At 71.2% G+C, this 25,338-nt stretch carries 24 protein-coding genes; 15 read left to right on the top strand and 9 right to left on the bottom strand.

Annotated features, from left to right (window positions below):
* Positions 1 to 146: 146 nt before the first annotated feature.
* Together AB0H93_RS01005 and AB0H93_RS01010 are read right to left on the bottom strand one after the other, a co-directional pair.
* Positions 147 to 1,448, bottom strand: coding sequence for a DUF3100 domain-containing protein (locus AB0H93_RS01005; protein WP_358565385.1), 1,302 nt, complete (start codon positions 1,446 to 1,448; stop codon positions 147 to 149).
* Between the two features lie 48 nt (positions 1,449 to 1,496).
* Entirely contained in the window at positions 1,497 to 2,747 is a 1,251-nt protein-coding gene (locus tag AB0H93_RS01010) for an amidohydrolase (RefSeq protein ID WP_358565388.1), read from the bottom strand.
* A gap of 65 nt (positions 2,748 to 2,812) precedes the next feature.
* On the opposite strand from AB0H93_RS01010, the gene AB0H93_RS01015 reads away from it, so the two are divergent.
* Positions 2,813 to 3,832, top strand: a complete 1,020-nt coding sequence (locus AB0H93_RS01015; RefSeq protein ID WP_358565391.1) for an Lrp/AsnC family transcriptional regulator — start codon at positions 2,813 to 2,815, stop codon at positions 3,830 to 3,832.
* Positions 3,833 to 3,836: 4 nt separating this feature from the next.
* Here AB0H93_RS01015 and AB0H93_RS01020 read toward each other — a convergent pair whose 3' ends face one another.
* Positions 3,837 to 4,739 (bottom strand): 5'/3'-nucleotidase SurE, encoded by a 903-nt coding sequence (locus AB0H93_RS01020; protein WP_358565394.1) that lies wholly within the window; start codon positions 4,737 to 4,739, stop codon positions 3,837 to 3,839.
* Positions 4,740 to 4,838: 99 nt separating this feature from the next.
* On the opposite strand from AB0H93_RS01020, the gene AB0H93_RS01025 reads away from it, so the two are divergent.
* From AB0H93_RS01025 to AB0H93_RS01045, 5 genes are all read left to right on the top strand, one after another.
* Positions 4,839 to 5,708, top strand: a complete 870-nt coding sequence (locus tag AB0H93_RS01025) for a LysR family transcriptional regulator (protein ID WP_358565397.1) — start codon at positions 4,839 to 4,841, stop codon at positions 5,706 to 5,708.
* Positions 5,709 to 6,102: 394 nt separating this feature from the next.
* The gene (locus AB0H93_RS01030; RefSeq protein WP_358565400.1) at positions 6,103 to 6,951 is read left to right on the top strand and encodes an SAM-dependent methyltransferase; all 849 of its coding nucleotides are present in this window, start codon (positions 6,103 to 6,105) and stop codon (positions 6,949 to 6,951) included.
* A gap of 340 nt (positions 6,952 to 7,291) precedes the next feature.
* A complete protein-coding gene (locus tag AB0H93_RS01035) occupies positions 7,292 to 7,966 on the top strand; it encodes a helix-turn-helix domain-containing protein (RefSeq protein ID WP_358565403.1) in 675 nt (224 codons plus the stop codon).
* 2 nt (positions 7,967 to 7,968) lie between these two features.
* Positions 7,969 to 8,631 carry an enoyl-CoA hydratase/isomerase family protein gene (locus tag AB0H93_RS01040; RefSeq protein WP_358565406.1) on the top strand — a complete coding sequence of 221 codons (663 nt, stop codon included), beginning with the start codon at positions 7,969 to 7,971 and terminating at the stop codon, positions 8,629 to 8,631.
* Positions 8,632 to 8,652: 21 nt separating this feature from the next.
* Positions 8,653 to 9,177: an AAA family ATPase gene (locus AB0H93_RS01045; protein WP_358565409.1), complete on the top strand. Its 525-nt coding sequence runs from the start codon at positions 8,653 to 8,655 to the stop codon at positions 9,175 to 9,177.
* An 11-nt stretch (positions 9,178 to 9,188) separates the two neighbouring features.
* Here the strand turns inward: AB0H93_RS01045 and abc-f are convergent, their stop codons facing one another.
* Positions 9,189 to 10,832: a ribosomal protection-like ABC-F family protein gene (abc-f, locus tag AB0H93_RS01050; protein ID WP_358565412.1), complete on the bottom strand. Its 1,644-nt coding sequence runs from the start codon at positions 10,830 to 10,832 to the stop codon at positions 9,189 to 9,191.
* 236 nt (positions 10,833 to 11,068) lie between these two features.
* Complete coding sequence (locus tag AB0H93_RS01055) at positions 11,069 to 11,575, bottom strand: DUF2505 domain-containing protein (protein ID WP_358565415.1); 507 nt, start codon at positions 11,573 to 11,575, stop codon at positions 11,069 to 11,071.
* 225 nt (positions 11,576 to 11,800) lie between these two features.
* Here AB0H93_RS01055 and AB0H93_RS01060 point away from each other — a divergent pair, with 225 nt between their 5' ends.
* The gene (locus tag AB0H93_RS01060; RefSeq protein WP_358565418.1) at positions 11,801 to 12,991 is read left to right on the top strand and encodes an RtcB family protein; all 1,191 of its coding nucleotides are present in this window, start codon (positions 11,801 to 11,803) and stop codon (positions 12,989 to 12,991) included.
* 119 nt (positions 12,992 to 13,110) lie between these two features.
* Positions 13,111 to 14,415: an MFS transporter gene (locus tag AB0H93_RS01065; RefSeq protein WP_358565421.1), complete on the top strand. Its 1,305-nt coding sequence runs from the start codon at positions 13,111 to 13,113 to the stop codon at positions 14,413 to 14,415.
* A gap of 12 nt (positions 14,416 to 14,427) precedes the next feature.
* Here the strand turns inward: AB0H93_RS01065 and AB0H93_RS01070 are convergent, their stop codons facing one another.
* Together AB0H93_RS01070 and AB0H93_RS01075 are read right to left on the bottom strand one after the other, a co-directional pair.
* The gene (locus AB0H93_RS01070) at positions 14,428 to 15,303 is read right to left on the bottom strand and encodes an alpha/beta fold hydrolase (RefSeq protein ID WP_358565424.1); all 876 of its coding nucleotides are present in this window, start codon (positions 15,301 to 15,303) and stop codon (positions 14,428 to 14,430) included.
* The gene (locus tag AB0H93_RS01075; RefSeq protein ID WP_358565427.1) at positions 15,300 to 15,977 is read right to left on the bottom strand and encodes a TetR/AcrR family transcriptional regulator; all 678 of its coding nucleotides are present in this window, start codon (positions 15,975 to 15,977) and stop codon (positions 15,300 to 15,302) included. The genes AB0H93_RS01070 and AB0H93_RS01075 overlap by 4 nt, the downstream gene beginning before the upstream one ends.
* A gap of 112 nt (positions 15,978 to 16,089) precedes the next feature.
* On the opposite strand from AB0H93_RS01075, the gene AB0H93_RS01080 reads away from it, so the two are divergent.
* The 5 genes from AB0H93_RS01080 (at position 16,090) to AB0H93_RS01100 (ending at position 19,768) form a co-directional block, all read left to right on the top strand.
* A complete protein-coding gene (locus AB0H93_RS01080; RefSeq protein WP_358565430.1) occupies positions 16,090 to 16,674 on the top strand; it encodes a GNAT family N-acetyltransferase in 585 nt (194 codons plus the stop codon).
* Positions 16,675 to 17,222: 548 nt separating this feature from the next.
* Positions 17,223 to 17,729, top strand: coding sequence for a hypothetical protein (locus tag AB0H93_RS01085; protein WP_358565433.1), 507 nt, complete (start codon positions 17,223 to 17,225; stop codon positions 17,727 to 17,729).
* A 101-nt stretch (positions 17,730 to 17,830) separates the two neighbouring features.
* Positions 17,831 to 18,427, top strand: a complete 597-nt coding sequence (locus AB0H93_RS01090; RefSeq protein ID WP_358565435.1) for a class F sortase — start codon at positions 17,831 to 17,833, stop codon at positions 18,425 to 18,427.
* Between the two features lie 128 nt (positions 18,428 to 18,555).
* Positions 18,556 to 19,221, top strand: coding sequence for a phosphoribosyltransferase (locus AB0H93_RS01095; protein WP_358565437.1), 666 nt, complete (start codon positions 18,556 to 18,558; stop codon positions 19,219 to 19,221).
* Positions 19,211 to 19,768 (top strand): hypothetical protein, encoded by a 558-nt coding sequence (locus AB0H93_RS01100; protein WP_358565440.1) that lies wholly within the window; start codon positions 19,211 to 19,213, stop codon positions 19,766 to 19,768. The genes AB0H93_RS01095 and AB0H93_RS01100 overlap by 11 nt, the downstream gene beginning before the upstream one ends.
* Before the next feature lie 264 nt (positions 19,769 to 20,032).
* Here the strand turns inward: AB0H93_RS01100 and AB0H93_RS01105 are convergent, their stop codons facing one another.
* Positions 20,033 to 21,304: an MFS transporter gene (locus AB0H93_RS01105; protein ID WP_358565443.1), complete on the bottom strand. Its 1,272-nt coding sequence runs from the start codon at positions 21,302 to 21,304 to the stop codon at positions 20,033 to 20,035.
* Between the two features lie 229 nt (positions 21,305 to 21,533).
* Here AB0H93_RS01105 and AB0H93_RS01110 point away from each other — a divergent pair, with 229 nt between their 5' ends.
* Positions 21,534 to 21,797 carry a GlsB/YeaQ/YmgE family stress response membrane protein gene (locus AB0H93_RS01110; RefSeq protein ID WP_358565446.1) on the top strand — a complete coding sequence of 88 codons (264 nt, stop codon included), beginning with the start codon at positions 21,534 to 21,536 and terminating at the stop codon, positions 21,795 to 21,797.
* A gap of 16 nt (positions 21,798 to 21,813) precedes the next feature.
* On the opposite strand, the gene AB0H93_RS01115 is transcribed toward AB0H93_RS01110, so the two are convergent.
* Positions 21,814 to 22,212 (bottom strand): DUF6292 family protein, encoded by a 399-nt coding sequence (locus AB0H93_RS01115; RefSeq protein ID WP_358565449.1) that lies wholly within the window; start codon positions 22,210 to 22,212, stop codon positions 21,814 to 21,816.
* Positions 22,213 to 22,468: 256 nt separating this feature from the next.
* Here AB0H93_RS01115 and AB0H93_RS01120 point away from each other — a divergent pair, with 256 nt between their 5' ends.
* The gene (locus AB0H93_RS01120; RefSeq protein WP_358565452.1) at positions 22,469 to 25,219 is read left to right on the top strand and encodes an EAL domain-containing protein; all 2,751 of its coding nucleotides are present in this window, start codon (positions 22,469 to 22,471) and stop codon (positions 25,217 to 25,219) included.
* Positions 25,220 to 25,338 lie beyond the last annotated feature (119 nt).

Consider the following 25,338-nt stretch of genomic DNA (forward strand, 5'->3'; position numbering starts at 1 on the left):
CCGGTCGCCCCGGGATTGCCCAGCACCAGCGAGCCTGCGGTCAGTGCCGCGATCAGCGCGATAGCGCCAGTCCTGCGCATGACGTCATCAGACAACCCGGAGCGGATCACCGCAAGATCTCTTCGCCGCAGCCGCCGCTCGCCCGGTCAGCCGAGGAACACCTGCGCGATCAGCGCGGAGACGAGGAACGACGCGGCGAAGGACATCAGCCCCACCGGGACGATCCGCCACCCGATCCGCTTGAGCGCGGGCAGGTCCTTGCCGATGCTGAGGCCCGCGAAGACCAGGATCGGCGTCGCCATCGCGAGGAACTCGACCGGCTTCACCAGAGACATCACCGCGTCGGCGAACGGCGAGATCGGCGAGGTGAGCAGAATGGCGAGCGCGGAGGTCCCGGCGACGGCGGGCAGCTTGGTCAGCCGTTTGATCCCCAGCCCGGCGAAGACGACGGCCGCCACCAGCGCGAAGCCGAGCAGCGCGCGAGGTTCGACACCGCCCGCGTGGACGGCGTTGGAGACGAACATGGCCACCAGCGCGATGAGGATCGCCGGCAACGGCCGGACCCGGCTCGGGCTGCCGCTTTCGAGCTCCGCCGCGGACAGGTCCGGGGCGGCCGCGGGCTCGATCTTGCGGCCACGGGTGAGCAGCTCGTAGAAGCGGTCGGCCAGCGGGAGCGCGACGAACATGCCGATGTAGACGCCGGCGAGGCTGGTCACGAGGTTGCTCACGGTGGCCAGGGCGACGATCTGGTTCGCCAGCTCCGGGTACTGCGCGGCGATCGCGGCCGACGAGGCGGCCATCACCGAGCCGGACCCCACGCCGGTGCCCATCGCCAGCGCCAGCGGGCTGAGGATCCCGCTGCCGGCCAGCAGGCTCGCGAGCAGCGTCACGTACAGCGCGCCGACGACGCTGCCGAAGATGTACATCCCGAGCACGCCTCGGTATTCCTCGGAGTCGGGCCCGAACCGCTCGGACACCATCGCGAACGAGCCCTCGCGGTCGATGGAGAAGCACGCGCCCACCGCGGACCGCCCCATCCGCAGGAGCACGGCGAGCGGCAGCGACAACGCGACAGTGCCGAACAGGTGGCCGATCTCCTGGAACAGCAGCGCGAAGCTCGCCTGCTTCAGCACCGGCAGCTCGTGGCCGACCACGAACGCCAGCCGCACCCCGAGCAGCAGCACGCCCATCTCCACCACGTAGGTGGCCGCGCGCTGCATGCCGACTGGCACCCGGCGGAACCGCTGGATGCTCACCACGGCCCCGAGCAGCAGGCCCCAGATGATCGGGAACAGGGTGATCGCGCCGGGACCGATGGCGACCTTGTGGCTGCCGATGGCTTCGGCGGCCGCGGCCAGGACGAGCGCGAGCAGCGCGAACAAGGCCAGTCGCCCGCGCGAACCGCGGGCCGGACGCGGCAGCTTCCGCGCAACCGTCATGCCGGACATGGCTTCCTCCGTGGTCGCCAGGAGTGTTGGGAACTAGGGCGGGGGCGGTCAGACCCGCGTCGCGGCCGTGCCGCGAGTGGCCTGCTCGGCCAGGAACTTCTGCCGCAGCACCGGATCGATCGCCACGTCGACCGCGGTCAGCGCCATCGCGACGGCTCCGTCGAAGACCGCGTCGTCGGCGGCGGCGGTGGCCGCCGCGGCGGCGAAGCCGTGCGTGTGCGGCGGGTGCTCGCAGCCGATGATCGCGATGCTCGGGTGGATGCTGGGCAGCACCTTGGAGACGTTGCCCATGTCCGTCGAGCCGCCCCGGGTGCCGCGGGTGTCGCGGAGCTCCCGGCCCAGCGATTCGATGTGCGCGGCGAAGAGCTCCGACATCTCCGGCTCCTGCACTAGCTCGGCGTAGTCCGGTTCGGTCGGTTCGACGGCCATCGTCGTCCCGGTCGCCAGCGCCCCGGCCTCGAAGCACGCCAGCACCCGCTGCTTCAGCGCCGCCATCTCGTCGAAGTCGAACGCGCGCACCTCGCAGTCCACGACGGACCGTTCGGGGATGATGTTGGTGACCGCGCCGCCTTCGCGCACGAACAGGCCGATCCGGCACTCCGCGGTGATCTGCTGGCGCAGCAACCCGATCGCCACCTGGGCCACGACGGCGGCGTCGGCGGCGTTGACGCCCAGGTGCGGGGCCGCCGCGGCGTGCGAGGCCCGGCCGCCGTAGGTCACCGCGAACCGGCTCACCGCCTGGCTGGAGAAGTGGCCGGGGTGGGTGTCGTACTGGGCCGGGTGCACCATCATCGCGACCGTGACGTCGTCGAAGACGCCCCGCTCCAGCAGCAGCACCTTGCCGCCGCCGTGCTCCTCGGCCGGGGTGCCGACCACCTTCACCCGGACGCCGAGCTCGTCGGCCACGGCGGCGAGCCCGATCGCCGCGCCGATCGCGGCGGAGGCGATGATGTTGTGCCCGCACGCGTGCCCGATGTCGGGCAGGGCGTCGTACTCGGCGCAGATGCCGACGGTGAACTCGCCCGCACCGTATTCGGCCGTGAACGCGGTGGGCACGTCCGCCGGGCCGGGCTCGACGGTGAAGCCGGCCTCGCGGAGCACGTCGGTCACCTTGGTCACCGACCGGTGCTCGGCGAACGACAGCTCCGGCTCGGCGTGCAGGTCGTGGCTGAGCCGGAGCAGCCGCTCCCGCCACGCCTCCTGCTCGGCCCGCACCAGCCCCCGGTAGGCCGTGATGTCGCCCTCGATGCCCTGACCGCCCACTGCACGCTCCTCGATGTCGGCCGCCAACCTGGACACGAAGGGTGAGCGATGAGACTCTTTCATTAGCCCAAACGCAGGAACGCAGCAGAATCACGGCCCAGATGCAGGATCAAGCCACCTCCCTCGACGAACTGGACCTCCAACTCGTCAACGCCTTGCAGATCGCCCCCCGCGCCGCCTGGTCGCAGGTGGGCGCCGTGCTCGGGATCGACCCGGTCACCGCCGCGCGCCGGTGGGCGCGGCTGGAGCGGTCCGGCCTGGCCTGGATCTCCGGCTACCCGCCGATCTCCCCCACCCAGGCCAACGCGTTCGTCGAGATCGAGTGCGAGCCGGGCCGCGGGCTGACCGTGGCCCGGGAGCTGGCGACCGACCCGCAGGCGATGACGGTCGACGTCACCGCCGGCGGCCGCGACGTCCTGGTCACGGTCAACACGCCCAGCCCGGAGGTCCTGTCCGGCTACCTGCTGGACCGGATGACCCGCGTCGAGCACCTGCGGCAGGTGCGCAGCCACCTGGTGGTCCGGGCGTACACGGAGGCCAGCCGGTGGCGGCTGCGCGCCCTCGACCACGACCAGGTCGCGCGGATGCTCCGGGAGGCCGACGAGGCCGGCGACCGGGCCCCGGGGCCGCTGAGCGACGCGGACTGGACGATCGCCGTGGCCCTGGCCGCCGACGGGCGGACACCGGTCGGGACCCTCGCCGAAGCGGCGGCGACGAGCACCAGCACGGTGCGCCGGCGGCTCGCCCGGCTGATCGCCAACCAACAGCTCCGGCTGCGCTGCGAGCTCGCGCGGAAGCTGTCCGGCTGGCCGGTCTACGCCTGGTTCTTCGCCCGGGTGTCGCCGGCGCACCTGGAGGAGACCGCCCGCGCGCTGGCCCGGATCCCGGAGGTCCGCGCCGTCACGTCGACCGCCGGCCCGTACAACCTGATCATCGCGGTGTGGCTGCGTTCCCTGATCGACGTGCAGGAGCTCGAGACGCACATGGCGCGGCGCCTGCCGCACCTGGACATCGTCGACCGCAGCATCGTCGTCCGGCCGGTGAAGCTCGTCGGCAGGCTCCTCGACGAGCACGGCTACGCGACGGGAACCGTGTCGCTGGACACCCGGAGCTGCCCGTGACGGCTCAGCGCAAGGTACCGAGCCGTTGGCGGATCGAGGAGCGGACTCCGTCGGAGGCCGTCCAGTCGCCGTCCAGCGGGGTGATCGAGACGTAGTCGGCCGCCAACGCGTTGTTGTCCGAGTCGGCCACCGGGTCCCGGGACAGGTCCACCTCGGGCCGGATCACGTAGCAGTTCTCGCACAGGTCGGTGGGCTCGTACTTCGGCCGGACGAACGCGTTGCGACCGGTCCTGGTGACCCGCGTGCCCTTGACCTCGGGTGCCACCGGGTAGTTGATGTTGAGGCTCACGTGCTCGGGCAGCAGCGCCGCGCCGCCGGACGTGCCCTGCAACCGATCGAGCACGCGGGCGGTGTAGTCGGCCGCGGCGGCCACGTTCCCGAGCTGCGGCGGGTTCGCGGTGAGGTCGATCTCGACGCTGATCGCGATGGCCGGGATCGACATCTCACCGGCGGTGATCGTGGCGCCGACCGTGCCGGAGTGGTTCGCCACGGCACCGGAGTTCTGGCCCGGGTTGGCACCGGAGACCACGACGTCCGGCGGCCCCGAGGTGAAGACGTGCTGCAGCCCGAACAGCACCGCGTCGCCGGGAGATCCGCACACCGACCAGACGTCGGGAGCCAGCTGCTCGGCGGTGATGGTGTTCTCCGGCCCCGGCTCCCCGGACGCGTAGTTCGAGGACAGCTGGGTTCCACTGCCGGACTGGTCGTCGCACGGGGCCACCACCGTGACCCGGTGCCCAGCCGCGGTCAACGCCTGCTTCAACGCCGCCAAGGTGGGCGCCGCGTGCCCGTCGTCGTCGGTCAGCAGGATGTCGAGCGGTTCCTGCTCCGGCGCGGCGGACGCCGTGGTGGTCAAGAACGCGACGGCGACCGCCGAGGCGGCCGCCGATCTGAAGATCCGTCTCATGGATTCGCCCCTTCGCTGGGAAAACCGGATCGTCCATTGGATCGACCCAACCAAGCACTTGTCCAAGTCCGGCTGGGCTTGCTTACATGCTCTATCGGCATGAACCTGCAGCAGCTCCACTACCTCGCCGCCGTCGTCGAGCACGGCACGATGACGGCTGCCGCCCGCGCGCTGCACGTCTCGCAGCCGGCGCTCGGCCGCGCGGTGCGTGCGCTGGAGCGCGAGGTGGGCACCCCGCTGCTGGCTTCCGAAGGACGGCGCCTGTACCCGACACCGGCCGGGCTCGCGGTCACCGCCCACGCAAGAGCGATCTTCGGCCACGTCGCGGACATCCTGTCGTTGGGCGACGAGCGCGAACTCGTGCTGGCCGCGACGCCCACGCTCGGTGCCGGCGCGGCACCGCGGCTGCTCCGGGTGCTCGCCGAGCGGTGCCCGACTGCGACGGTGCTGCTGGAACGGCTCGACGGGCCGGCCGAGGTCGCCGCCGTCGTGCGCAACGGCCAGGCGACGGCCGGGATCGTCGAAGTCCCGTCACCGCACCAGTTCTCCACCGCCGATGGGCTCGCCACCCTGTCGCTGGGGCGTCGCGAGATCGTGCTGCTGTGCCCGGACGGAATTCCCACGGCCGCTCCCCTGCCGCACCAGGCCCTGGACCGGCTGCCGCTGATCGTGCCCGCGAGCGGCTACCGGCGCAGTCAGCTCGACGCCTGGTTCAGCTCGCTCGGCCTGCGCCCGCGCGTGGTGTGCCAGACCGACGAGCGCCTCGTCTGGGAGCAGATGGCCGGATCGGGCCTCGGGTGCGCGTTCACCGACCGGTGGCACGCCGAGCGCGCGCCGGTGCCCGGCACGCGCATCGTGCAGTTCACCCCTCAGCTGCACACGAACGTCGAGCTGTTGTACCGCAAGGACAATCCCAGCCGGACGCTCCACGCCCTGCTCGCCGGGCTCGCGCAGCCGATCATGTCGTAGCACTGCCGACCGCGGCTGTCCGGCCGTCGCGCGATGCGGCGCGGTGCTCGGTCGGGGTGGTGCCGCGGATGCGTTTGAAGGCGACGCTGAGCGCGAAAGGGGCAAGGCCGTAGACCCGCTCCACGCAGGCGCGTTCCACCGCCGCCCCACCCCGGGGCGGCGGTTCGGCGGCGTTGCCGTAGTACGTCCATACCGCTCCTCAACAGCAGCACGGGCCTGCCCATCAGCGGCAACCGGCGCGAACCACGGGGCGAACCGCTTCTGCTCCGTTCGACGCAATTCGTGGCGGATCGAGCGAAACGCGGTCCGCGATCTCCACGAAAGCACCGAGCGCGCGGAGTCGATGTTGTACTGTCGGTGACGCTTTTACCGCGACGAGGATGGACGGGGCGGAGTGACTGAACCCAGGGGGCCGCTGGAACGACTGCTCGACACCGGGCAGGAGCCGCCGGAACTCGTCGACGTCAACACCGAGGAAGTCTCGATCGCACGGGTCTACGACTTCTGCCTCGGCGGCAAGGACAACTTCGCGGTGGACCGCGCGGCGTGCGAGGCCATGATGGAAGTGGTCCCGGAGACTCCGCTGCTGGCGCAGGCCAACCGCTGCTTCCTCCGCCAGGCCGTCAAGTACCTGGTGAGCGAGGCGGGCATCCGGCAGATCGTGGACATCGGGTCGGGCCTGCCCACCGCGGGCAACGTGCACGAGGTCGCGCAGGAGATCGCGCCCGAGACCCGCGTGCTCTACGTCGACAACGACCCGATCGTGCTCGCCCACGGCCGGGCGCTGCTGGCGAACGAAACCACCACCACGGTGATCAACGCGGACCTGCGCCGCCCGGACGCGATCTTCGAGCACCCCGAGGCGGGCCGGCTCATCGACGCCACCAAGCCGTTCGCGGTGCTGCTGGGCGGAATCCTCATGCACCTCGAGGACGAGGAAGACCCGGAGGGCGTCGCGGCCAGCATCCGCGACCGGCTGCCCAGCGGCGGCTACCTGCTGGTGTCGAACACCTGCGACACCGGCGAGCCGCGCGCCCAGGAGCTGGCCCGCGTGTTCGCCGAAAGCGGCATGGGAACCCGCTGCTTCCGCACCTGGGACGAGCAGATCCGCTACTTCGACGGACTGGAACTGATCGAACCCGGACTCGTGCCGAACAACCAGTGGCGTCCCGGCGGCGACGTCCCCGACCCGCAGAACCCGGCGCACGCGATGCACATCGGCGGCCTCGCCCGCAAACCCTGATCACCCGGCCACGGTGCGATTTCCTCGAAATCGAGCCGTCCCGGGTGCCCACGCCCGGGACCGGTCGCGAAATCGCCGCCCTGCCCCCAAGACGGCCACGTCCCACACCTGCCCGCGCACCTGCATTTCGGCACCGCTCTAGCGTCGTCGAGCCGCCCGCACGCGCATGCACCGCGCCACGCCCGGCCTGAATCACCTACGCGTCAAGGGAATCGCGCGCGTTCGGTGATGCCCGGACGCTCCTCCGCTAGCCGCGCTCAATCCCCTCCCCACCACCGCTCGCCGAGTGGCGCGCGTCACCATCGCAGTTTCAGAGCACGTGCTCTGTTATGTTGGCGGCGTGCCTCGCCCACGCACGCATGACCTGGACCGGCTGCTCGACACCGCGGAACGGCTCATCGCCGAAGGCGGCCCCGAGCGGCTCACGATCCGGCGGCTCGCCACCGAATCCGGGGTGTCCAACGGCGCGATCTACCACGCCTTCGGCTCGCTCGCGACGCTGCGGGGCAGGCTGTGGCTGCGCGCCGCGACCGAATTCCTCGAACTGCAGAAGGAACTCGTCGACGAGGCGCTCGGGGAGCTGCCCGGCCTCGACGCGGCGGTGAACGCGGTCGTCGCCGCCGCCGACACCCCGGCGGCGTTCGCGAACCGGCGGCCGGCCGCCGCCAGGATGCTGATGACCGTGCGCCGGGACCAGCTGCTCGGCCCGGAACTGCCGACGGAACTCGCCGACGAGCTCATCGGCCTCGACCGGCGGCTGGTGTCGCTGATGCGCCGCCTCGCGCAAGCGCTCTGGGACCGGCGCGACGGCCCCGGCGTCGACGTGATCACCACCTGCGTGGTCGACCTGCCGACCGCGCTGTTCCGCCGGGAACTGACCGCCCCCACCGCGGACGGCACCACTCAGATCAGCGCCGACGCGCGCCGACGCCTCGATGCGGCCGTCCGCGCGGTCCTCGCCTTCCCGCCGCCCGACCGGCGCGAAAGACCACGCACATCCTCCGGAAAGGACTGACCATGCCCGAGCTCCGCGAAGAGGACGACGTCTACGTCCTCGACCTCGGCGACGACGAGAACCGCTTCTCCCCGGAGTGGCTCAAGACGGTGCACTCGCTGCTGGACACCGTCGTCGACGCCCCGTCCCCCGGCGCTCTCGTGACCACCGGGCAGGGCAAGTTCTACTCGAACGGGCTCGACCTGGACTGGCTGCTGAACAACTACGACCAGCTCGACTCCTACCGCACGGAGATCCACGAGCTGCTGGCCCGCGTGCTGACCCTGCCGGTCCCCACCGTCGCCGCGATCAACGGCCACGCCTTCGGCGCCGGCGCGATGCTGGCCCTGGCGCACGACTTCCGGGTCATGCGCGCCGACCGCGGTTACTTCTGCTTCCCCGAGGCCGACATCAACGTCCCGTTCACGCCCGGGATGGCCGCGCTCATCCAGGGCAAGATCACCCCGGCCGCGGCGGTCGCGTCGATGACGACCGGCCGGCGCTTCGGCGGCGATCAGGCCCGCGACCTCGGCCTGGTCGACGAGACCGCGCCCGAGGCCGACGTCGTCCGCAACGCCGCGGAGATCGTCCGCCCGCTGGCGGGCAAGGACCGGGCCACCCTGAGCGCCATCAAGTCCACGATGTTCGCCACCGCGGTCGCCGCCCTGCGCGCGCCCGTGCAGTAGCGGGAGGTTCCCGAAGAAGCCATGACCGGATTCGACGTCGTCTTCATCAACGGAACCGTCGGCGCGGGCAAGTCCACCCTCGCCGAGGCGATCGGCGAGCTGGAGGTGCGGGCGGGCCTGCCCCACGCGCTGATCGACCTCGACCACATCCGCCAGTGCTGGCCGAGCCCCGCCGACGACCCGTTCAACCACGCGCTCGAACTGCGGAACCTGCGCGATCTGGCCGCCAACTACCGGCGGGCCGGCGCGCGGCACCTGATCGTCGCGGGCGTGATCGAGCAGCGCTCGGCCGTCGCCCGCTACCAGGCGGCGCTGGGTTCGACGGCGATCCTGCTGGTCCGGCTCGTCGTCGAACCGGCCGTCGCCCGCGACCGCCTCCGGCGGCGGCACGCCGACCACGAGCCCGGCCTGCGCTGGCACTTGGCTCGCACGGCCGAGCTCGCCGGGATCATCGACGCGGCCGGGCTCGACGACCTCGTCCTCGACTCCTCGCACGAGCCGCCGGCGGTCCTCGCCGAGAAGGTCCGGACCGCCGCCGGCTGGTGATTCCCCAGCGGCTAAAGGGATTCGCCGTCGGGTGCCGCCGTCTCCAGCAGCCGGCCGTCGGCGAGCCGGAGCCAGCGGTCCACGCCGATCTTCGCGAGGAACCGTTCGTCGTGGCTCACCACCGCGAACGCGCCCTCGTACGCGGTGAGCGCGCTTTCCAGCTGCCCGATGCTCAGCAGGTCGAGGTTGTTGGTCGGCTCGTCGAGCAGCAGCAGCTGGGGCGCCGGCTCGGCGAACAGGACGCAGGCCAGGGTGGCGCGCAGGCGTTCGCCGCCGGAGAGGACGCCGACCGGCAGGTGGATGCGGGAGCCCCGGAACAGGAACCGGGCGAGCAGGTGCATCCGCTGCGCCTCGGGCATTCCCGGCGCGAACGCCGCCAGGTTCTCCAGCACCGTGCGGTCGAGGTCCAGCAGGTCCAGCCGCTGGGACAGGTAGGCGACGCGCCCGTCGGCCCGTTTCGCGGTCCCCCCGGACGGCGCCAGATCGCCGTTGATCACGCGCAGCAGGCTGGACTTCCCGGCGCCGTTCGGGCCGGTCAGCGCGATCCGCTCGGGCCCGCGGATCGCGAGGTCGACGCCGTCGCCGTCGAACAGGGCCCGCTCGCCGCGGTGCACCTGCAGCCGCTCGCCGAGGAAGACCGTGCGCCCGGCCGGCAGGTTGGTCCCGGGTAGTTCCAGCGTGATCCGCTGCTCGTCGCGCAGTGACCGCTCGGCATCGTCGAGCCGCGCCTTGGCATCGCTGAGCCGCGCGGCGTGCGTGTCGTTCGCCTTGCCCGCCGATTCCTGAGCGCGCCGCTTCAGCCCGCCGGCGACGATCTTCGGCAGCCCGGCGCTGTCGATGTTCCGGGCGGCGTTGCTGGCCCGGCGCTGCGCTCGTTCGCGGGCCTGCTGCATCTCCCTCTTCTCGCGCTTGACCTCCTGCTCGGCGCTGCGGATGTTCTTCTCCGCGACCTCACGCTCGGCGCGCACCGCCTCCTCGTACGACGTGAAGTTCCCGCCGTGGAAGCGGACCTCTCCCCGCTCGAGCTCGGCGATGCGGTCCATCCGGTCGAGCAGCGCCCGGTCGTGGCTGACCAGCAGCAGGCAGCCGTTCCAGTCGTCGAGCACGTCGTAGAGCTTGCGGCGCGCGTCGCGGTCGAGGTTGTTGGTCGGTTCGTCGAGCAGCAGCACGTCGGGCCGCTTCAGCAGCTGTGCGGCGAGGCCGAGGGAGATGACCTGCCCGCCGCTGAGCGTGTGCAGGCGCCGGGTGAGGGAGACGTCCCCGAGGCCCAGCCGGTCCAGCTGGGCGCGGGTGCGCTCCTCGATGTCCCAGTCGTTGCCGATCGTGGTGAAGTGCTCCTCGTCGGCGTACCCGGACTCGATCGCGGCCAGCGCCCGGAGCACCGGAGCGATCCCGAGGACCTCGGCCACGGTCGGATCGCCGAGCAGGGGCAGCGTCTGCGGCAGGTAGCCGAGCACGCCCTCGGCGGACACGGTCCCGGCGCCGGGCCGGTACTCGCCGGCGATCAGCTTGAGCAGCGTGCTCTTCCCCGCGCCGTTGGGCGCGACCAGCCCGGTGCGCCCGCCGCCGACGGTGAACGACAGGTCCTGGAACACCGGGGTGTCGTCGGGCCAGGAGAAGGACAGGCTGGAGCAGATGATGAATGCATCGGACATGCGAGAACCCTCGTGGTGATGCGGGCACGCCTGGGGCGCCCGGCGGCTGAGAACGGGACGACAAGATCGCCACACGGCGGCTGCGCTCCCGCGCGCCCACCGGCGGCCGTTCACGTCCGGGCATCACCCGGAGATGTCGTCGTCACCAACCACGTCTGGTCTCCCTCGCTCCGATCGGAGTCACCGTAGCAAACGGCTTCCGGCCCGCTCGAACGGTTTTCCGGCGAGCCGCCACCTCAGCCGTGCTCGGCCAGCCACCCGACCGTGAACTCGTGCTCGGACTCGAGCAGGCCGCGCACCTCGTCGGCGAAGAGGCCCTCCAACTTGCCGCCGAGCAGCGGGATGGCCACCTTCACCTCGCCCTCGACGACGAACTCGCAGGCCGCACCCGCGGACAAGGCGCGCAAGCGCTGCACCGCCGTGATCGAACGCGGCATCACCAGGGCTCCTGCCGTCACCTCGCCCGCGAAGCTCCCGTCGGCCTCGCGCCGCCACTCCTCGGCGCGGTCGATCGCGAGATCGCCGCCGACGACGGTGCGGGCGATCGCCGGAACCGCTTCGGCGCGCACGCCCTGCCTGATCCGGAACCGCGCGCCGGTCTCGGTCGCCTCGTGCTCCAGCAGTTCGTTGTCGCCGCCGAGCACGCGCAGCCGCTCGCGGAGGTAATCGGGGTCGATCAGCACGGCGAACACCCGAGCGGCGGGCGACTCGTAGGTGCTCCGGTACTCGATGCGGCGGGTCATGCAGGGGAGGTTACTGCCGATTTCGCGTCGCCGCGGTGATGATCCGGTGTCGCGCGAGCGACCAGCGCGCGTCGATCCCGGGACAGGTGTCCTCAGAGGACGTTCCCGGCCGGCGTTCGACCGTCCAACGTGAGCAGTTCGCGGGAGTTCGGTTAATTCGGTGGCACTGCTGGGGAAAACCCGCGATCATTGCCGGGTCAAGTCGACCGGGAGTCAGGAAGAAAGATGTACGCGGCAGTCGAAGGCGCAAGGGTACCGATCCGGATGTGGGCAGACCCGCAGTCCGTGGAAGACGCCGCCATGCGCCAGTTGCACAACGTCGCCAACCTGCCGTGGGTGCACGGCCTCGCCGTGATGCCGGACGTGCATTACGGCAAGGGCGCCACCGTCGGCAGCGTGATCGCCATGCGCAACGCCGTGTCCCCTGCCGCGGTCGGCGTCGACATCGGCTGCGGGATGAGCGCGGTGCGAACGTCCCTGACGGCCGCCGACCTGCCGGACGACCTCGGCGTCCTGCGGCGGCGGATCGAATCGGCCGTGCCGGTCGGTTTCGCCATGCACCGCACGCCGGTGAACCCGGCGCGCGTGCCGGGCGTCGGCGGGTGGCGGGAGTTCTGGTCCGCCTTCGGCGACCTGCACCCGGGCGTGCAGAGCCTCCAGGACCGGGCGCGGGCGCAGGTCGGCAGCCTCGGCGGCGGCAACCACTTCATCGAGGTCTGCCTCGAACAGGGCGGCCCGGACGCCGACCGGGTGTGGCTGATGCTGCACTCCGGTTCCCGCGGCATCGGCAACGAGCTGGCGAAGCGGCACATCGACATCGCCCGGCGCCTCCCGCACAACGCGGACCTGCCGGACCCGGACCTCGCGGTGTTCGTCGCGGGCACCCCGGAGATGCAGGCGTACCGCCGGGACCTGTTCTGGGCGCAGGACTACGCGGCGCGCAACCGGGCCACGATGCTGGCGCTGGTGCAGCTCGCGGTGGCGGACACGGTGCCGGGCACCAGGTTCGACACGCCGATCTCCTGCCACCACAACTACGTGGCGGAGGAGCTATACGACGGCGTCGAGCTGCTGGTCACGCGCAAGGGCGCGATCCGGGCGGGCGCGGGTGATCTCGGCATCATCCCGGGCAGCATGGGCACCGGGTCCTACATCGTGCGCGGCCTCGGCAACGAGCGGTCGTTCGAGTCCGCTTCGCACGGCGCGGGCCGGCGCATGTCGCGGACCAAGGCCCGGAAGACCTTCACCGCCGCGGACCTGGAGGCGCAGACCGCGGGGGTGGAATGCCGCAAGGACGAGGGCGTGGTGGACGAGATCCCGGCCGCCTACAAGGACATCGAGTCGGTGGTCGCCGCGCAGACCGACCTGGTGGAGGTGGTCACCCACCTGAAGCAGGTCGTGTGCGTCAAGGGGTGAACGACCGGGTGTCCCGGCGCAGCCGAGGCACCCGGCTTCCCCGAATCCGCTGGTGAACCCGGCGGTGACGCGGATTCCGCCGAGTGGCCCGGGTGGCGGCGGGCTGGTCTGATCGCGTGATGGACGTGGCTGCGGATCCGGGCGTTGCGGCCCGGTGGGACTGGCGTTCGGTGCTCTGCTGGTCGTTGTGGGGCTGGGGCTCGGCGGCGTTCAACACCGTGATCCTCACGTTCGTGTTCACCGTGTACCTGACGGGCTCGGTGGCCGACGATCCGCAAGGCGGCTCGGCGGCGCTCGGCGTGACGCTCACGATCGCCGGGGCGTGCATCGCGCTGGTCGCGCCGGTGACCGGCCTGCGAAGCGACGCCGGCGGGCGCCGCAAGAAGTGGCTGGCGGTGCACACCGCGCTCGTGGTGGCCTGCACCGCGGCGTTGTTCTTCGTCCAGGACGACTCGGCGTACCTGCTGCTCGGCCTGGTCCTGGTCGCCGCGGGCAGCGTGTTCGTGGAGTTCGCGGGCGTGAACTACAACGCGCTGCTGCTCCAGGTCTCGACGCCCGCGACGATCGGCCGCGTCTCCGGATTCGGCTGGGCGATGGGCTATTTCGGCGGGCTGATCGCGCTGGCGGTGGTGCTGTTCGGCTTCGTGCAGCCCGAGGTCGGGCTGTTCGGCGTGACCTCGCAGGACGGGCTGAACATCCGTGCCGTGGCGCTGTTCGCGGCCGCGTGGTTCGCGCTGTTCGCGCTGCCGGTGCTCCTCGTCGTCCCGGAAGCACCCGCTCCCGCGAACCGGATGCATCGGTCGTTCCTGGGCAGTTACCGGGTGCTCGGCCGGCGGATCGCGCGGATGTGGCGCAGCGACCGGCAGACGCTCGGATTCCTGGTCGCCAGCGCACTCTACCGGGACGGCCTGGCCGCGATCTTCACCTTCGGCGGCGTGATCGCCGCGGGCACCTTCGGCTTCGGCCCCGGCGAGGTGGTGGTCTTCGCCATCGCGGCGAACCTCCTCGCCGGGGCCAGCGCGTTCCTGGGCGGTCGCGCGGACGACCGGTTCGGCCCGAAACCCGTCATCGTCACGGCGCTGTCCGGACTGGTCGTGGTGGGATCGGCGCTGGTGGTGCTGCCCGGCAAGCCCGCTTTCTGGGTGTGCGGGCTGCTGCTGGCGGCGTTCCTGGGGCCGACCGAATCGGCCAGCCGGACCTTCCTCGCGCGCATCGCCACCCCCGGCCGCGAAGGCGAGACGTTCGGCCTCTACGCCACCACCGGTCGGGCCGTGAGCTTCCTCGGACCGCTGGCGTTCAGCGGCTTCATCGCGATCTTCGGCACGCAACGCGCGGGCATGGCCGGGATCGTCCTCATCCTGGTGCTCGGACTCCTGGCCATGCTGCCGGTCCGAGCACCCGAAACCACCGCCGACCGGTCCTGACCCCGGGACCGCTCACGACTGGTCCTCGGCCAGGAATTCGGCGATGAGCCGGTGGAATTCGCCGGGCCGGTCCAGCGGGAGCAGGTGCCCGGCACCGGATACGACCGCCACCCTCCCGCCCGGCGCCGCCGCGGCCGCCTGCCGGACCTCCCGATCGCCGACGAGCGCATCGTCCGATCCGCGCAACCACAAGCTCGGCACGGCCAGTCGCCCCAGCTCCGGCAGGAAGTCCAGCCGCATGCCGAAGGGCCCGTAGGCGAGGATCTGCCAGTCGTCGAGCGCCTTTTCGCGATGGCGGGCCTTGGCCTGCACCTCGGCGCGGGCGAGTTCGACGATCCGGTCGAAACCTTCGGTCGCCGCACCGGCGGCGAGACCGCGCACCATCGACCGGCGGATCATGGTGGCGGAGCTGGCCAGGTAGCGGCTCGACGCGCTCAACAGGCCGGGCGTCCGCAGCGCCAGCCAGGTGGCGAGTTGCGCCGGGCGCCGGGCGCCGATCCCACCGGGCGCCGAGAAGACCGCGCGGGCAACGCGTTCCGGGTGGTGCAGGCTGAATCCGAGCGAGATGCCGCCGCCCATGGAATGCCCGACCAGGGAGACCCGTTCGATGCCCAGGTGATCGAGGAGCCGCTCCACGATGAGCTCGCACAACTCCTGGTCGACCGTCCGCGGCCACGGCCGGCTGCCGCCGTGCTTCGGCAGGTCGATCGCGTAGACGCGGTGCGTGCGGGCCAGCGCCGGAAGGACGCGATGCCAGAGCAGCTCGACGGTGTCGAGCATCGCCCCGTGCAACAGCAGGACCGGCTCGCGTTCCTCGGCGCCCGCGGCGTACAGCCGCACCGGGCCGCCGGCGAGTTCGAGATCGGTGACGGTGGCGAAGCCGGTCATGGCCGTCCCTCCTGGTCGGCGCCGAGCTGCTCGGTCAGGCGGCCGAGGAGCAGCAAGTGGGCGTCGGTCTCGGCGGATTCGGGCGGGCGTTCCAGGCCCCGCTCGACGAAGGTGATCACCACGTCCACCGCCGCCGCGAGCTGATCCCGGGTCAGGGGCCCGAGCATGGAGTTCGCCGACAGCAGGCCGATGGTGAACGACGAGAGCGCGAGGGAAACCGCCTCGGGCCGGGCGTCGGTCGCCAGCGATCCGGCCTCGTGGAGCGCTTCGACGTAGTCGGTGATCCAGGCGAAGCGCTGCCGGTACCGATCGCCGCCGACCGCGCGGGCGTGGGAGCCGAGAACCGCCTCGTCGTCGAGGAACGCGGCGGTCATCAGCGCGTCGTCGAGCAACGCCTCCAGCCCGAACCGGTAGGCGGCGCTCAGGCCGACCGGTGCCGGCGCCGCGACGACGCGTTGGCGCACCCGCTCGACGAGGCGACGCATGCACCGGGTGAGCAGGGCGTCCATCAGCTCGTGCTTGCCGTCGAACTCGCGGTAGATGGCACCCTTGCCGATCCCCGCTTGGCGAGCGATCCGCTCGACGCTCACGCCGTCGAAACCCTCGCGCAGCACCAGATCCTCGGCGGCGTCGAGGATCGCGCCCACTCGGTTGGGGATCAGCGGTCGCGGCACGGGGCCACCTCCGGCTCGTAGTGACCAAGATCAGGTATATGGTCACTATAGCGCGCCTCGCGGCGCGGTTAATGGCTTGCCTTCCGGCTCGCGAACGCGAAAGGGTTACCTCGTGGCTATCCGGTTCCCGCTGATGAGCGCCCGCCTGCAGGTCCGCCCGTTCCGGACCGAAGATCACGCCGCGATCCACGAGGTCTACGGCGATCCCGAGGTGATGCGCTACGTCGCGTACGGGAACGCGGCCTCGGCGACGGAGAGCGCGACGATGGTGAACGACTACATCCGGCACCAACGCTCGCACGGCTTCGCGTTCTGGGCCGTGATCGAGCGCTCGACGGGCGACCTCATCGGCGATGCCGGATTCGAGGCACACGGTGGCGGCGCGGAGTTCGGCTACACGCTGGCACACCGACGGTGGGGGCACGGCCTCGCCACCGAGGTCGGCCACCTCTGCCTCACTGCAGCCTTCGGCCGGCTCCACCTGCCGGAGCTGACCGCGGTCGTCGACCCGCGGAACCCGGCATCGGCGCGCGTGCTCGACAAGCTCGGATTCCGGTTCCACGGCGAATGCGTCGAATACGACAGGCCGCACCACCGCTACCTGATCACCGCCGATGACTGGCGACGCCGCGCGGCGTCCGCGCAGCGCCTTTCCGGCTTTTCCCGGCACTTTGGGGAACATCCTCGATCGAATTGATCGAAAATTGATCGCGAATATCCGGCCGCAGTGCGATCACTCCAGACCAACAGTCTCGATCATTTTCTCAAAATCATTTTTCGACAGCCTCGAATAATTGATCTCCAAAGTGGCCAGATCACATTTGCGGGCGATCTGGCTAAATGGACGATCGTCTCCTCACGGCGCAATCCAATGGTGACGATCTGTGACGATTCCCCCTGGTTTCGCGGCGTCGATCGACGACCAACGGGGTGATCGGAGCACGACATCCGTGTCGATCTCACCTTGCGTGAAGAGTATTCCCAATTGGACATATCAACAGCACCCCGATCGTATGATCATGCATTGCTGCCGCTGCCAACCCGAATGACGGTGCTTACCGTTACGAATAGTCGCCTTCGGATCTAGCGAGGCGATCGGGGAAAAGATCTCGGATGCGGGATTCTCGCTCGAATGATCAAAGGGAGGCTCGAGTGTCCTCAACGCTTGTTCGCCTTGGCGGGATCGCCGCCTTTGTGTTGGGCACGTCGATCGGCCTGACTCCTGTGGGGAACGCTGAAGGAAATATGGCGAAGCCACCGCTGGTGTCCACGACCGACGACCAGTGCGAAAACTCGGAAGACTGCCTGCAGCCGCCGGAGTGCAAACCCGAGGACTGCCTGAAGCCGCCGCCTTGCTTCGAGAACTGCCCACCGGAGGAGGTCAAGCCGCCGGTCGAGCAACCTGCCCTGCCGCCTGCACCGCCTCCGGCGCCGCCTGCGCCGCCGGCCCCGCCGGCCCAGCAGCCAGCTCAGCAACCGGCCCAGCAACCGGCGCAGCAGGCGCCGACGGCCAGGCCGACCTCGGTCAAGCCGCAGCCGACGGCCAAGCCCACCGTTCCGGTGAAGCCGCAGCAGCGGCCGCAGGTCGAGCAGAAGCCGATGGGCGCCGTGCCGGCTGGTGGCGGAGCCACGGCACATGACGAGTCCGGTGTCGCCGGCCCGCTGCTGGCAGCCAGCGGTGCGGCGGCCGTCGCCCTGGCGGCCGGTGGCGCTTACGCGCTCCGTCGCCGGAACGCCGAGTCCCGGCGCTGACCCGAATCGGAATGGTGGTGCGCGCTTCGAGGAGCGCGCACCACCATTCCCCGCGAAGGCCCGCGATCGGCGCGGGCACGGGAAACGGCGGAGGTGGGAGCATGCGGGCCCCAGTTCTGGCCATGTGGTGCATCTTGCTGGTCACCGCGGCCGGCTCGGCGTTCTTCGGCCCGGCGGACGCTGATTCCACGCCGCCGCCGATCGCGGCCGCCGGACCGGTCCCGCCCGGACCGGTGACGGCGGCCCCGGGCGATCCCCACCCGACCGGGATCGCGATCCCGGCCATCCGGGTGGCGTCGACGCTCGTCCCGCTCGGCCTGAACGCGGACGGCACGGTGCAGGTTCCCCCGATCGAGAAACCCGGGCAGGCGGGCTGGTACGACGGCGGGCCCGGCGCGGGCGATATCGGCCCCTTCGTCGTGCTCGGCCACGTCGACTCCTACACCGAAGCCGGCGTGTTCTACCGGCTGCGCGACCTCCGTCCCGGTGACCAGATCCAGGTCGACCGCCGGGACGGGTCGCGGGTCACCTACGTCGTCGACCGCGTCGAACGATTCGCCAAGGACCGGTTCCCGACCGAGGCCGTGTACGGCGACGTGGCGCGCCCCGAGATCCGGTTGATCACCTGCGACGGGGACTTCGACGAGACGCGCCGCAGCTACGAGGACAACCTGGTCGTGTTCGGCCACCTCGTCTGACCGTCGGCCGATGCGCGCCCGGGACGGTCGCGAACCTGTTCGACGAGGTGGAAGCCGCGGCTGAGTACCGATGGCCCCTGTGCCCCCGGCTCTCGCTGGGGGCATGCTCGGGCGGAGGGGGTACTGCCGTGCCGTTCGAGAACCGCAGGGACGCCGGCCGCCGGCTGGCTCAGCAGTTGCTGCACCTCCGCGAGGCGGGCGCCGTCGTGCTGGGGTTGCCGCGCGGCGGCGTGCCGGTGGCCTACGAGGTGGCCCGGGCGCTGCGGGCACCGCTGGACGTGATCGTGGTCCGCAAGCTCGGCGTCCCCACCCATCCCGAGCTCGGCATGGGCGCCATCGGGGAAGGCGAAGTGCGCATCATCAACGACGAGGTGCTGTGGAAGACCGGCGTCAGCGCGAAGGAACTCGACGAGGTGGAGCGGCGTGAGCGGGTCGAGCTCGACCGGCGCGCGAGGCTGTTCCGCGTCGACCGCAGGCGCGTGGACGTGGCCGGGCGGACGGCCATCGTGGTCGACGACGGGATCGCCACCGGTTCCACCGCGCACGCCGCCTGCCGCGTCGCGCGCGAGCAGGGCGCGGCCCGCGTGGTGCTGGCCGTGCCGGTGGCGCCGCCGCACGCCCTGGAGCGGCTGGAAGAGGTGACCGACGAGCAGGTCTGCCTGGAGACACCGGGCTGGTTCATGGCGATCGGCCAGTGGTATCGGGACTTCGCCCAGACCTCCGACGCCGAGGTCGTCGAGCTGCTCCACGACACCGACCGACCGCGCGACGAGGGGACCGCCGATGACGGGTGAGCACCGCGCATGCTCGCGACGCGAATTCCTGGCCCTGGCCGCCGCCATCGCGGTGCCGCTGCCCGGGTGCGCGCAGCAGGAGGAGCCGGGAGGGGTGCCGCCGTGGATGCTGACCCCGGACCCGAAGACGGACCCGGATCTGGAGCGCGACGTGCGGATCATCCACGAGCTCCTGGTCCACCACCAGGAGATCGCACGGACGGTGGACCACTACTCCTACGGGGTCCGGGCCACGACCACCAGCGCCAACCGGGACGTCGCCGCGAACCTCCGCACCCACGTCGAGCGGATGCGGTGGCGGCTGGCACGCGGCGACGCGATCCGCCAGCTCGACCCGCTGTTCGCGGAGCTCTTCGAGCACCACGCGCAGATCGACCTGCAGGTCGAGCCCCTTCCCGACGGCGTGCGAATCCTGGAGACGTCGTCGGATCCGCGGGTGGTGATGCTCCTCCGGCAACACGCGGTGGCGGCGGTGTCGGAATTCGTCGCCGCGGGAATGGATCGCGCCCTGCGCCCCACTCCCCTGCCACCCGGCTACTCGGACTAGCGACGCCTTCCGCAGCCCCTCGCTGGCCCGTGTCCCGAAGTGTCCTATTCGGATGTTCTCAACGTTGTTGCGAGATCAGGGAAATCGCCTGACAGGCATCCTTCCAGGGACCTCTTCAGGCCCGACCAGGATCGTTCGGCCGAGCGCTCGTCGTACCGGATTCCGCTCTCCGGGCTGTTCGCCTGCGGCGCCATGAAGGCGTGCACCGTGTCGCCGAACGCTTGCAGCTGCCAGTCCGCCCCGGACTCCGTCAGCTTGGCGCCGCTATCGCTGCCGGGGCGCGCCGGGAGGCGTGTTCGCTTGCGGCGGAGCAGTCTCCTCCGCAAGCGGAATCCGTTGCTCACGGGGCGAATCGCCGTTCCGGCGCGGCAGCAGGAGCGGCGTGCCGAGGATGAGCACCCCGGCGATCGCGATGGCGACGCGGGGGCCGGTGGCAGCGGCGAGCAGCCCCCAGAGGAACGTCAGCGCCGAAACGGTGGCGCCGCTGCCGATCGACCACGCCGCCAAGGTCCGGGCGACGCTGCCGGAATCGATGTTCTCGAGGCGGTACGTGGCGAACACCGGGTTGAAGACGCCCATGCTCGTGATCAAGCCGAACTCGATCCCGATGATGAGCAGCAGGCCCGGCGGGCCGGGCGGCACGAACGCCAGGCCCACCGGCCAGCACACGGCCGCCGTGCCCGCGGCGAGCATGACCCGGTGCTGCCCGAACCTCGCGACCAGGGGCCTCGCCAGCCGCGACCCGACCAGGCCGCCGATGCACGGCACGCCGAAGGCCAGGCCGTACTGCCACGGCGCGTAGCCCAGGTCGCGGAGGAGCAGGACCGCGAGCAGCGGGACGGGCGCCATGATCAGCCCCTTCACCAGGCTGTTGTTGAGGAACAGCCGCCGCAGCAGGGGATGCCGGAAGATGCAGCGCCAGCCCTCGACGACGTCGCCGGCGCGGAACCGCGATCCGCGCCGCTCCGGCGGTCGCTCCCGGCCGCTGATCGCGCGGATCCCGAGCGCGGAGAGCAGGTAGCTGGCGGCGTTGAGCACGACGGTCGTCACGGGGCCCAACGCGCCGACGGCGAACCCGCCCAGCGGCGGACCGATCGCGGTCGCCGTCCACGTCGTGGATTCGAACCTGCCGTTGGCCGCCAGCAGGTCGTCGGGCCGCACCAGCGCCTTGAGGCACGCGCCGCTCGCCGCGGTGAACAGGATGTTGGCGGCCGCCACGAGCACGGACACGACGACCAGCTGCGCGAAGGTCAGCACGCCGAACGCGTAGGCCGCCGGCACGGACATCAGCACCGCGAACCGGACCAGATCCATCGCGATCATGACCGGCCGCTTCCGGTGGAACTCCACCCACGGGCCGAGCGGCACTGCGAGGACCGCACCGACCGCCAGGCCCGCGGCGGCCAGCGCGGAAACCTGCGCCGTGCTGCTGTGCAGCACCAGGACGGCGATGAGCGGGAACGCGTCGAGCGCGAGCCACGTGCCCGCCGTGCTGACTGCGTACGCCGCCCACAACCAGCCGAAATCCCGCCCCAACGATGCACCGCGCTGCAAAACCGCCGCCTCCGAAAACCGCGTGCCGCCCCAGAGATCAAACCGCTCGGCTGCGGCTGCGGTGCAACCGGTACCCCGGAGCGCCACGACGGGTGGTCGGGCGTCCTCATAGGACGATCTGGCGGTGCCCCGAGCACGACCGGTGCATGCGATGCCCGTGCTCGGGGAACCCCTGTGCCGGACGGTCGACCGAGCTCAGGAGGACGCCAACATGGGAATTCTCAGCTGGATCCTGTTCGGGCTGATCGCCGGGGCGATCGCCAAGTTCATCCTCCCCGGCCGCGATCCCGGCGGGATCATCGTGACCATCGTGATCGGCATCGTCGGCGGGTTGCTCGGCGGGTGGGTCGCGACCAGTGTTGCCGGTGGTGCGGGAGTCACCGGTTTCAACCTGATGAGCTTCGTCTGGGCCGTCATCGGCTCGGTGATCCTGTTGCTGATCTACCGGCTGATCTTCCACCGCACGCGCGCTTGACCGCGCCCGGCCGAGCTCAGGCGGCGAACCGGGCGAGGCGGTCTTCGAGGTCGTCGCCCGCGTTGGGCAGGCGGAACGACGGGGGCTGGAGCATGCCGGGGTTGCGGCCGTCGACCGCCTCCTGCAGGAAGTCCCGCACCAGCCCCGGTTCGGGCAGGATGTCCTCGCCCATGAACTCGATGGCCGTGGTGTCCCCCCAGCCGTCGGTCTCCACCCGCAGGGCCCAGCCGCTGACCTCGTCCCAGGTCAGCAGGAGTGGGCAGTCCACGAGGGTGGGCACCTTGGAGTGCACGAGGATGATCGCCGTGGCCAACCCGCTCTCGAGGTCCACGTCGACCTCGTAGACGTCGTCGCCGAGGTCGCCCGCCACCGTGCGGACGTAGTTGATCAGCCCACCTGCCGCCGGACTCGTCATTTCCATGGTTTCCCCCCGAACCAGAACAGCGCTCCGCTGTTGTCCTGGGGTAACCGGGCCGCCGACGCCGCAGACCGCCCGATGGCATGAATTCCACCCCCGTCGATCTACCGACGCGATGCGCGGCGGTCCATTACGCCCGCCGCGCCGATGGTTGGTGGTCGGCGGTTCCGGGAACTGCTAGGTCGGGTGCGGCCACGACGGGCGCAGCCCACGCCGCGTGCGCGGGTGGGCGGGTCTCTTCTTTGGACGGATCATGACGATCGATCCTGGGGGCGGGCCGAGCAGTGCGGGCCTTGGCGGCGAGTTGCTGGACCTCGCGCTGTCCGCACACTCCGCGATCGGCTGGCGGTTCGACTTCGCCGACCGCAAGATCACCTGGATGCCCGGGATGGACGTGCTCCTGGACATGCCGGGCGCGACCGACGAGGCCGTCCGCGACCGGCTGACCGAGCTCATCGAGCCGTGGGCGGCGACAGCCGATCCGCCCGCCTGGCCGCAGGACATCGACCTGGAGCAGCCGATCATCACCGCCCAGGGCGAGACGCGGCTGCTGCACCTGCGCGCCCGAGCGTTCGGCGACCGGCGCACCGGCGGCCTCATCGGCCTGATCCGCGAGGTGACCGGCCTGCACCGGGACCGGCAGGCGCTGGAGGACCTCGCCGACCGCTACCGGCTGCTCGCCGAGCTCAGCCCCGATGCGATCTGCGTGCACCAGGACGGGATCATCAAGTACGCCAACCCGGCGATGAGCAGCATCCTCGGCGCCGAATCCTGCGAGTGGCTCCTCGGACGGCGGGTAACGGACTTCGTGACCCCGCAGTCGGTCGTCGAGATGCGCAAGCGGCTGAAGTTGCTGACGGCCGAGGGCACGGCGACGCCCCGGTCGCACGCCCATCTGCAGCGCGTGGACGGCACCGCGGTCCCGGTGGAGATGGTGGCGGTGCACACCACCTGGGAGGGGCGTCCGGCGGTGCAGGTCATCGGGCGGGACACCACCACGCAGAAGACCGCCGAAGCCGCGCTGCGCTACCAGGCGGCGCTGGTGCAGCACGTCAACAACGCCATCATCGCGACCAGCCGCGAGGGCGTGGTCACCAGCTGGAACCCGGCCGCCGAAACCGTGTACGGCGTGCCCGCCGAGCAGGCGTTGGGACGGCACGTCGAGGCGCTCGTCGGCGCGCCGCTGCGGCCCGAGGCCCTGGTCGCCGAGGGCGGGGTCACCGAGGCCGTGCACCGGCACCGGGACGGCACCTCCCTCGTGGTCCGGATCTCGGCGTCGGAGATGGACTCCGGTTTCGTGCTGGTGTGCGCCGACGAAACCGCGCACCGGCAGGCCGAGCAGGACTTCGCGACCGTCGTCGCGGCGCTGGACGAGGGCGTCATCGTGGTGGGCTCGACCGGGATCATCGAGGCGGTGAACCCGGCCGCCGAGCGCATCGCCGGCTCGACCACGGCCGAGATCATCGGCACCGCGCCCACGTCCTGGCCGTTGTTCGACGAAGACGGGACGCCGATGCGGCCGGACGAGCACCCGGCGGTGGTGACGCGGCGGACCGGCAAGCAGCAGAACTCGCGGGTGATCCGCTTCAACCGCGCCGACGGCCGCAACACATGGCTGGCGGTCACCGCGCGGTCGCTGAACCCGCAGGACAGCCCGCCGCACAAGGTCGTCATCTCCTTCAGCGACATCACCGAGAGCCGGGCCGCCAGGGAGCGCCTGGAGTACGAGGCCACCCACGATCCGCTGACCGGTCTGGCCAACCGGACGCTGGTGCTGCGCCACCTCGGGGCCGCGCGGCGGCGAACGCTCCCGATGGCCGTGCTGTTCATCGACCTGGACAACTTCAAGCGGATCAACGATTCCCTCGGCCACGGCGTCGGCGACGAGGTGCTGCGGATCGCCGGGAACCGGTTGGTGCGCGCGACGCCCGGGGAGGCGCTGGTCGGCCGGCTCGGCGGCGACGAGTTCGTGATCCTGGTGCACTGCGAGGGCAGCCATGCCGTGCTCCGCAGGCTCAGCGAGCGGCTGCTCGCCGCCCTCACAGAGCCCATCCACGTGCAGGGCAGGCAGCTGCACGTCAACGGCAGCGTCGGCGTGGTGCTGGCCGGGCCGGACGACACCCGGCCCGCCCAGGACCTCCTGCGCGACGCCGACGTCGCGATGTACAAGGCGAAGGCGCACGGCGGCGGGCGCTGCGCGTTCTTCGACGTCGACCTGCGAAAACGAGTGCAGCGGCACATGGTCCTGGAGCAGGACCTGCGCCACGCCGTGCGGCGCGGCGAGCTCTGGGTGGCCTACCAACCGGTCGTGGACCTGCGCACCGAAGGCACGGTCGCGGTGGAGGGCCTGCTCCGGTGGTGGCATCCGCTGCACGGGGCGGTTTCGCCGGGCGAGTTCATCCCGCTGGCCGAGGAGAGCGACCTGATCAACCCCATCGGCGCGCACATGCTGCGCGCGGCGACCAGCCGGGTCGCCGCGGCGCGCGAGCGCCACGACCTCGATCTGCACCTCAACGCGAACCTTTCGCCGCGCCAGCTGGAAGATCCCCACCTGCAGGACCACGTGCAGCAGGCGCTCGCGGAATCCGGGCTGCCGTCCCACGCGCTGTGCCTGGAGATCACCGAGAACGCGATCATGCAGGACCCCGAAGCCGCGACGCGCGTCCTGACGGCGCTGCGCGAACTGGGCATCGGCCTGGCGATCGACGACTTCGGCACCGGCTACTCCTCGCTGGCGCAGCTGCGCCAGCTGCCGCTGGACATCGTCAAGATCGACCGGACGTTCATCACCGACCTCGGTTCCTCCGACGAGCTGGAGGTCATCGTCGCGGGCATCGTCGCGATGGCCCACGCGATCGGCCTCGGCGTGGTGGCGGAGGGCATCGAGACGGCCGCCCAGCTCGCCATCATCCGCGACCTCGGCTGCGACCAGGGGCAGGGCTACTACCTGGGCAAGCCCGCCCCGATGGACTGGCTGTTCCCGCCGAAGGCCGGTCGGCGGTGAGCACCGGCGATCCGGGGTCGACCATCCGGATGCTTTTCGGCGCGGTTGTCGCGCGGACCGGGCGACCAGCGGGTTTCGACTGGCTTCGGCCGGGGCCTGCTGGTCGAATCGTGCCGTGG

The sequence above is a fragment of the Saccharopolyspora sp. NPDC050642 genome, from assembly GCF_040654735.1.
GTDB lineage: Bacteria > Actinomycetota > Actinomycetes > Mycobacteriales > Pseudonocardiaceae > Saccharopolyspora > Saccharopolyspora elongata.

Coding starts and splice junctions, on each gene's coding strand:
- AB0H93_RS01115 (WP_358565449.1), bottom strand. CDS start 22,212: ATGACGAGTCCGGCGGCAGGTGGGCTGATCAACTACGTCCGCACGGTG.
- AB0H93_RS01060 (WP_358565418.1), top strand. CDS start 11,801: ATGTACGCGGCAGTCGAAGGCGCAAGGGTACCGATCCGGATGTGGGCA.
- abc-f (WP_358565412.1), bottom strand. CDS start 10,832: ATGTCCGATGCATTCATCATCTGCTCCAGCCTGTCCTTCTCCTGGCCC.
- AB0H93_RS01025 (WP_358565397.1), top strand. CDS start 4,839: ATGAACCTGCAGCAGCTCCACTACCTCGCCGCCGTCGTCGAGCACGGC.
- AB0H93_RS01005 (WP_358565385.1), bottom strand. CDS start 1,448: ATGTCCGGCATGACGGTTGCGCGGAAGCTGCCGCGTCCGGCCCGCGGT.
- AB0H93_RS01040 (WP_358565406.1), top strand. CDS start 7,969: ATGCCCGAGCTCCGCGAAGAGGACGACGTCTACGTCCTCGACCTCGGC.
- AB0H93_RS01090 (WP_358565435.1), top strand. CDS start 17,831: ATGCGGGCCCCAGTTCTGGCCATGTGGTGCATCTTGCTGGTCACCGCG.
- AB0H93_RS01055 (WP_358565415.1), bottom strand. CDS start 11,575: ATGACCCGCCGCATCGAGTACCGGAGCACCTACGAGTCGCCCGCCGCT.
- AB0H93_RS01085 (WP_358565433.1), top strand. CDS start 17,223: ATGGCGAAGCCACCGCTGGTGTCCACGACCGACGACCAGTGCGAAAAC.
- AB0H93_RS01100 (WP_358565440.1), top strand. CDS start 19,211: ATGACGGGTGAGCACCGCGCATGCTCGCGACGCGAATTCCTGGCCCTG.
- AB0H93_RS01110 (WP_358565446.1), top strand. CDS start 21,534: ATGGGAATTCTCAGCTGGATCCTGTTCGGGCTGATCGCCGGGGCGATC.
- AB0H93_RS01120 (WP_358565452.1), top strand. CDS start 22,469: ATGACGATCGATCCTGGGGGCGGGCCGAGCAGTGCGGGCCTTGGCGGC.
- AB0H93_RS01015 (WP_358565391.1), top strand. CDS start 2,813: ATGCAGGATCAAGCCACCTCCCTCGACGAACTGGACCTCCAACTCGTC.
- AB0H93_RS01070 (WP_358565424.1), bottom strand. CDS start 15,303: ATGACCGGCTTCGCCACCGTCACCGATCTCGAACTCGCCGGCGGCCCG.
- AB0H93_RS01020 (WP_358565394.1), bottom strand. CDS start 4,739: ATGAGACGGATCTTCAGATCGGCGGCCGCCTCGGCGGTCGCCGTCGCG.
- AB0H93_RS01065 (WP_358565421.1), top strand. CDS start 13,111: ATGGACGTGGCTGCGGATCCGGGCGTTGCGGCCCGGTGGGACTGGCGT.
- AB0H93_RS01045 (WP_358565409.1), top strand. CDS start 8,653: ATGACCGGATTCGACGTCGTCTTCATCAACGGAACCGTCGGCGCGGGC.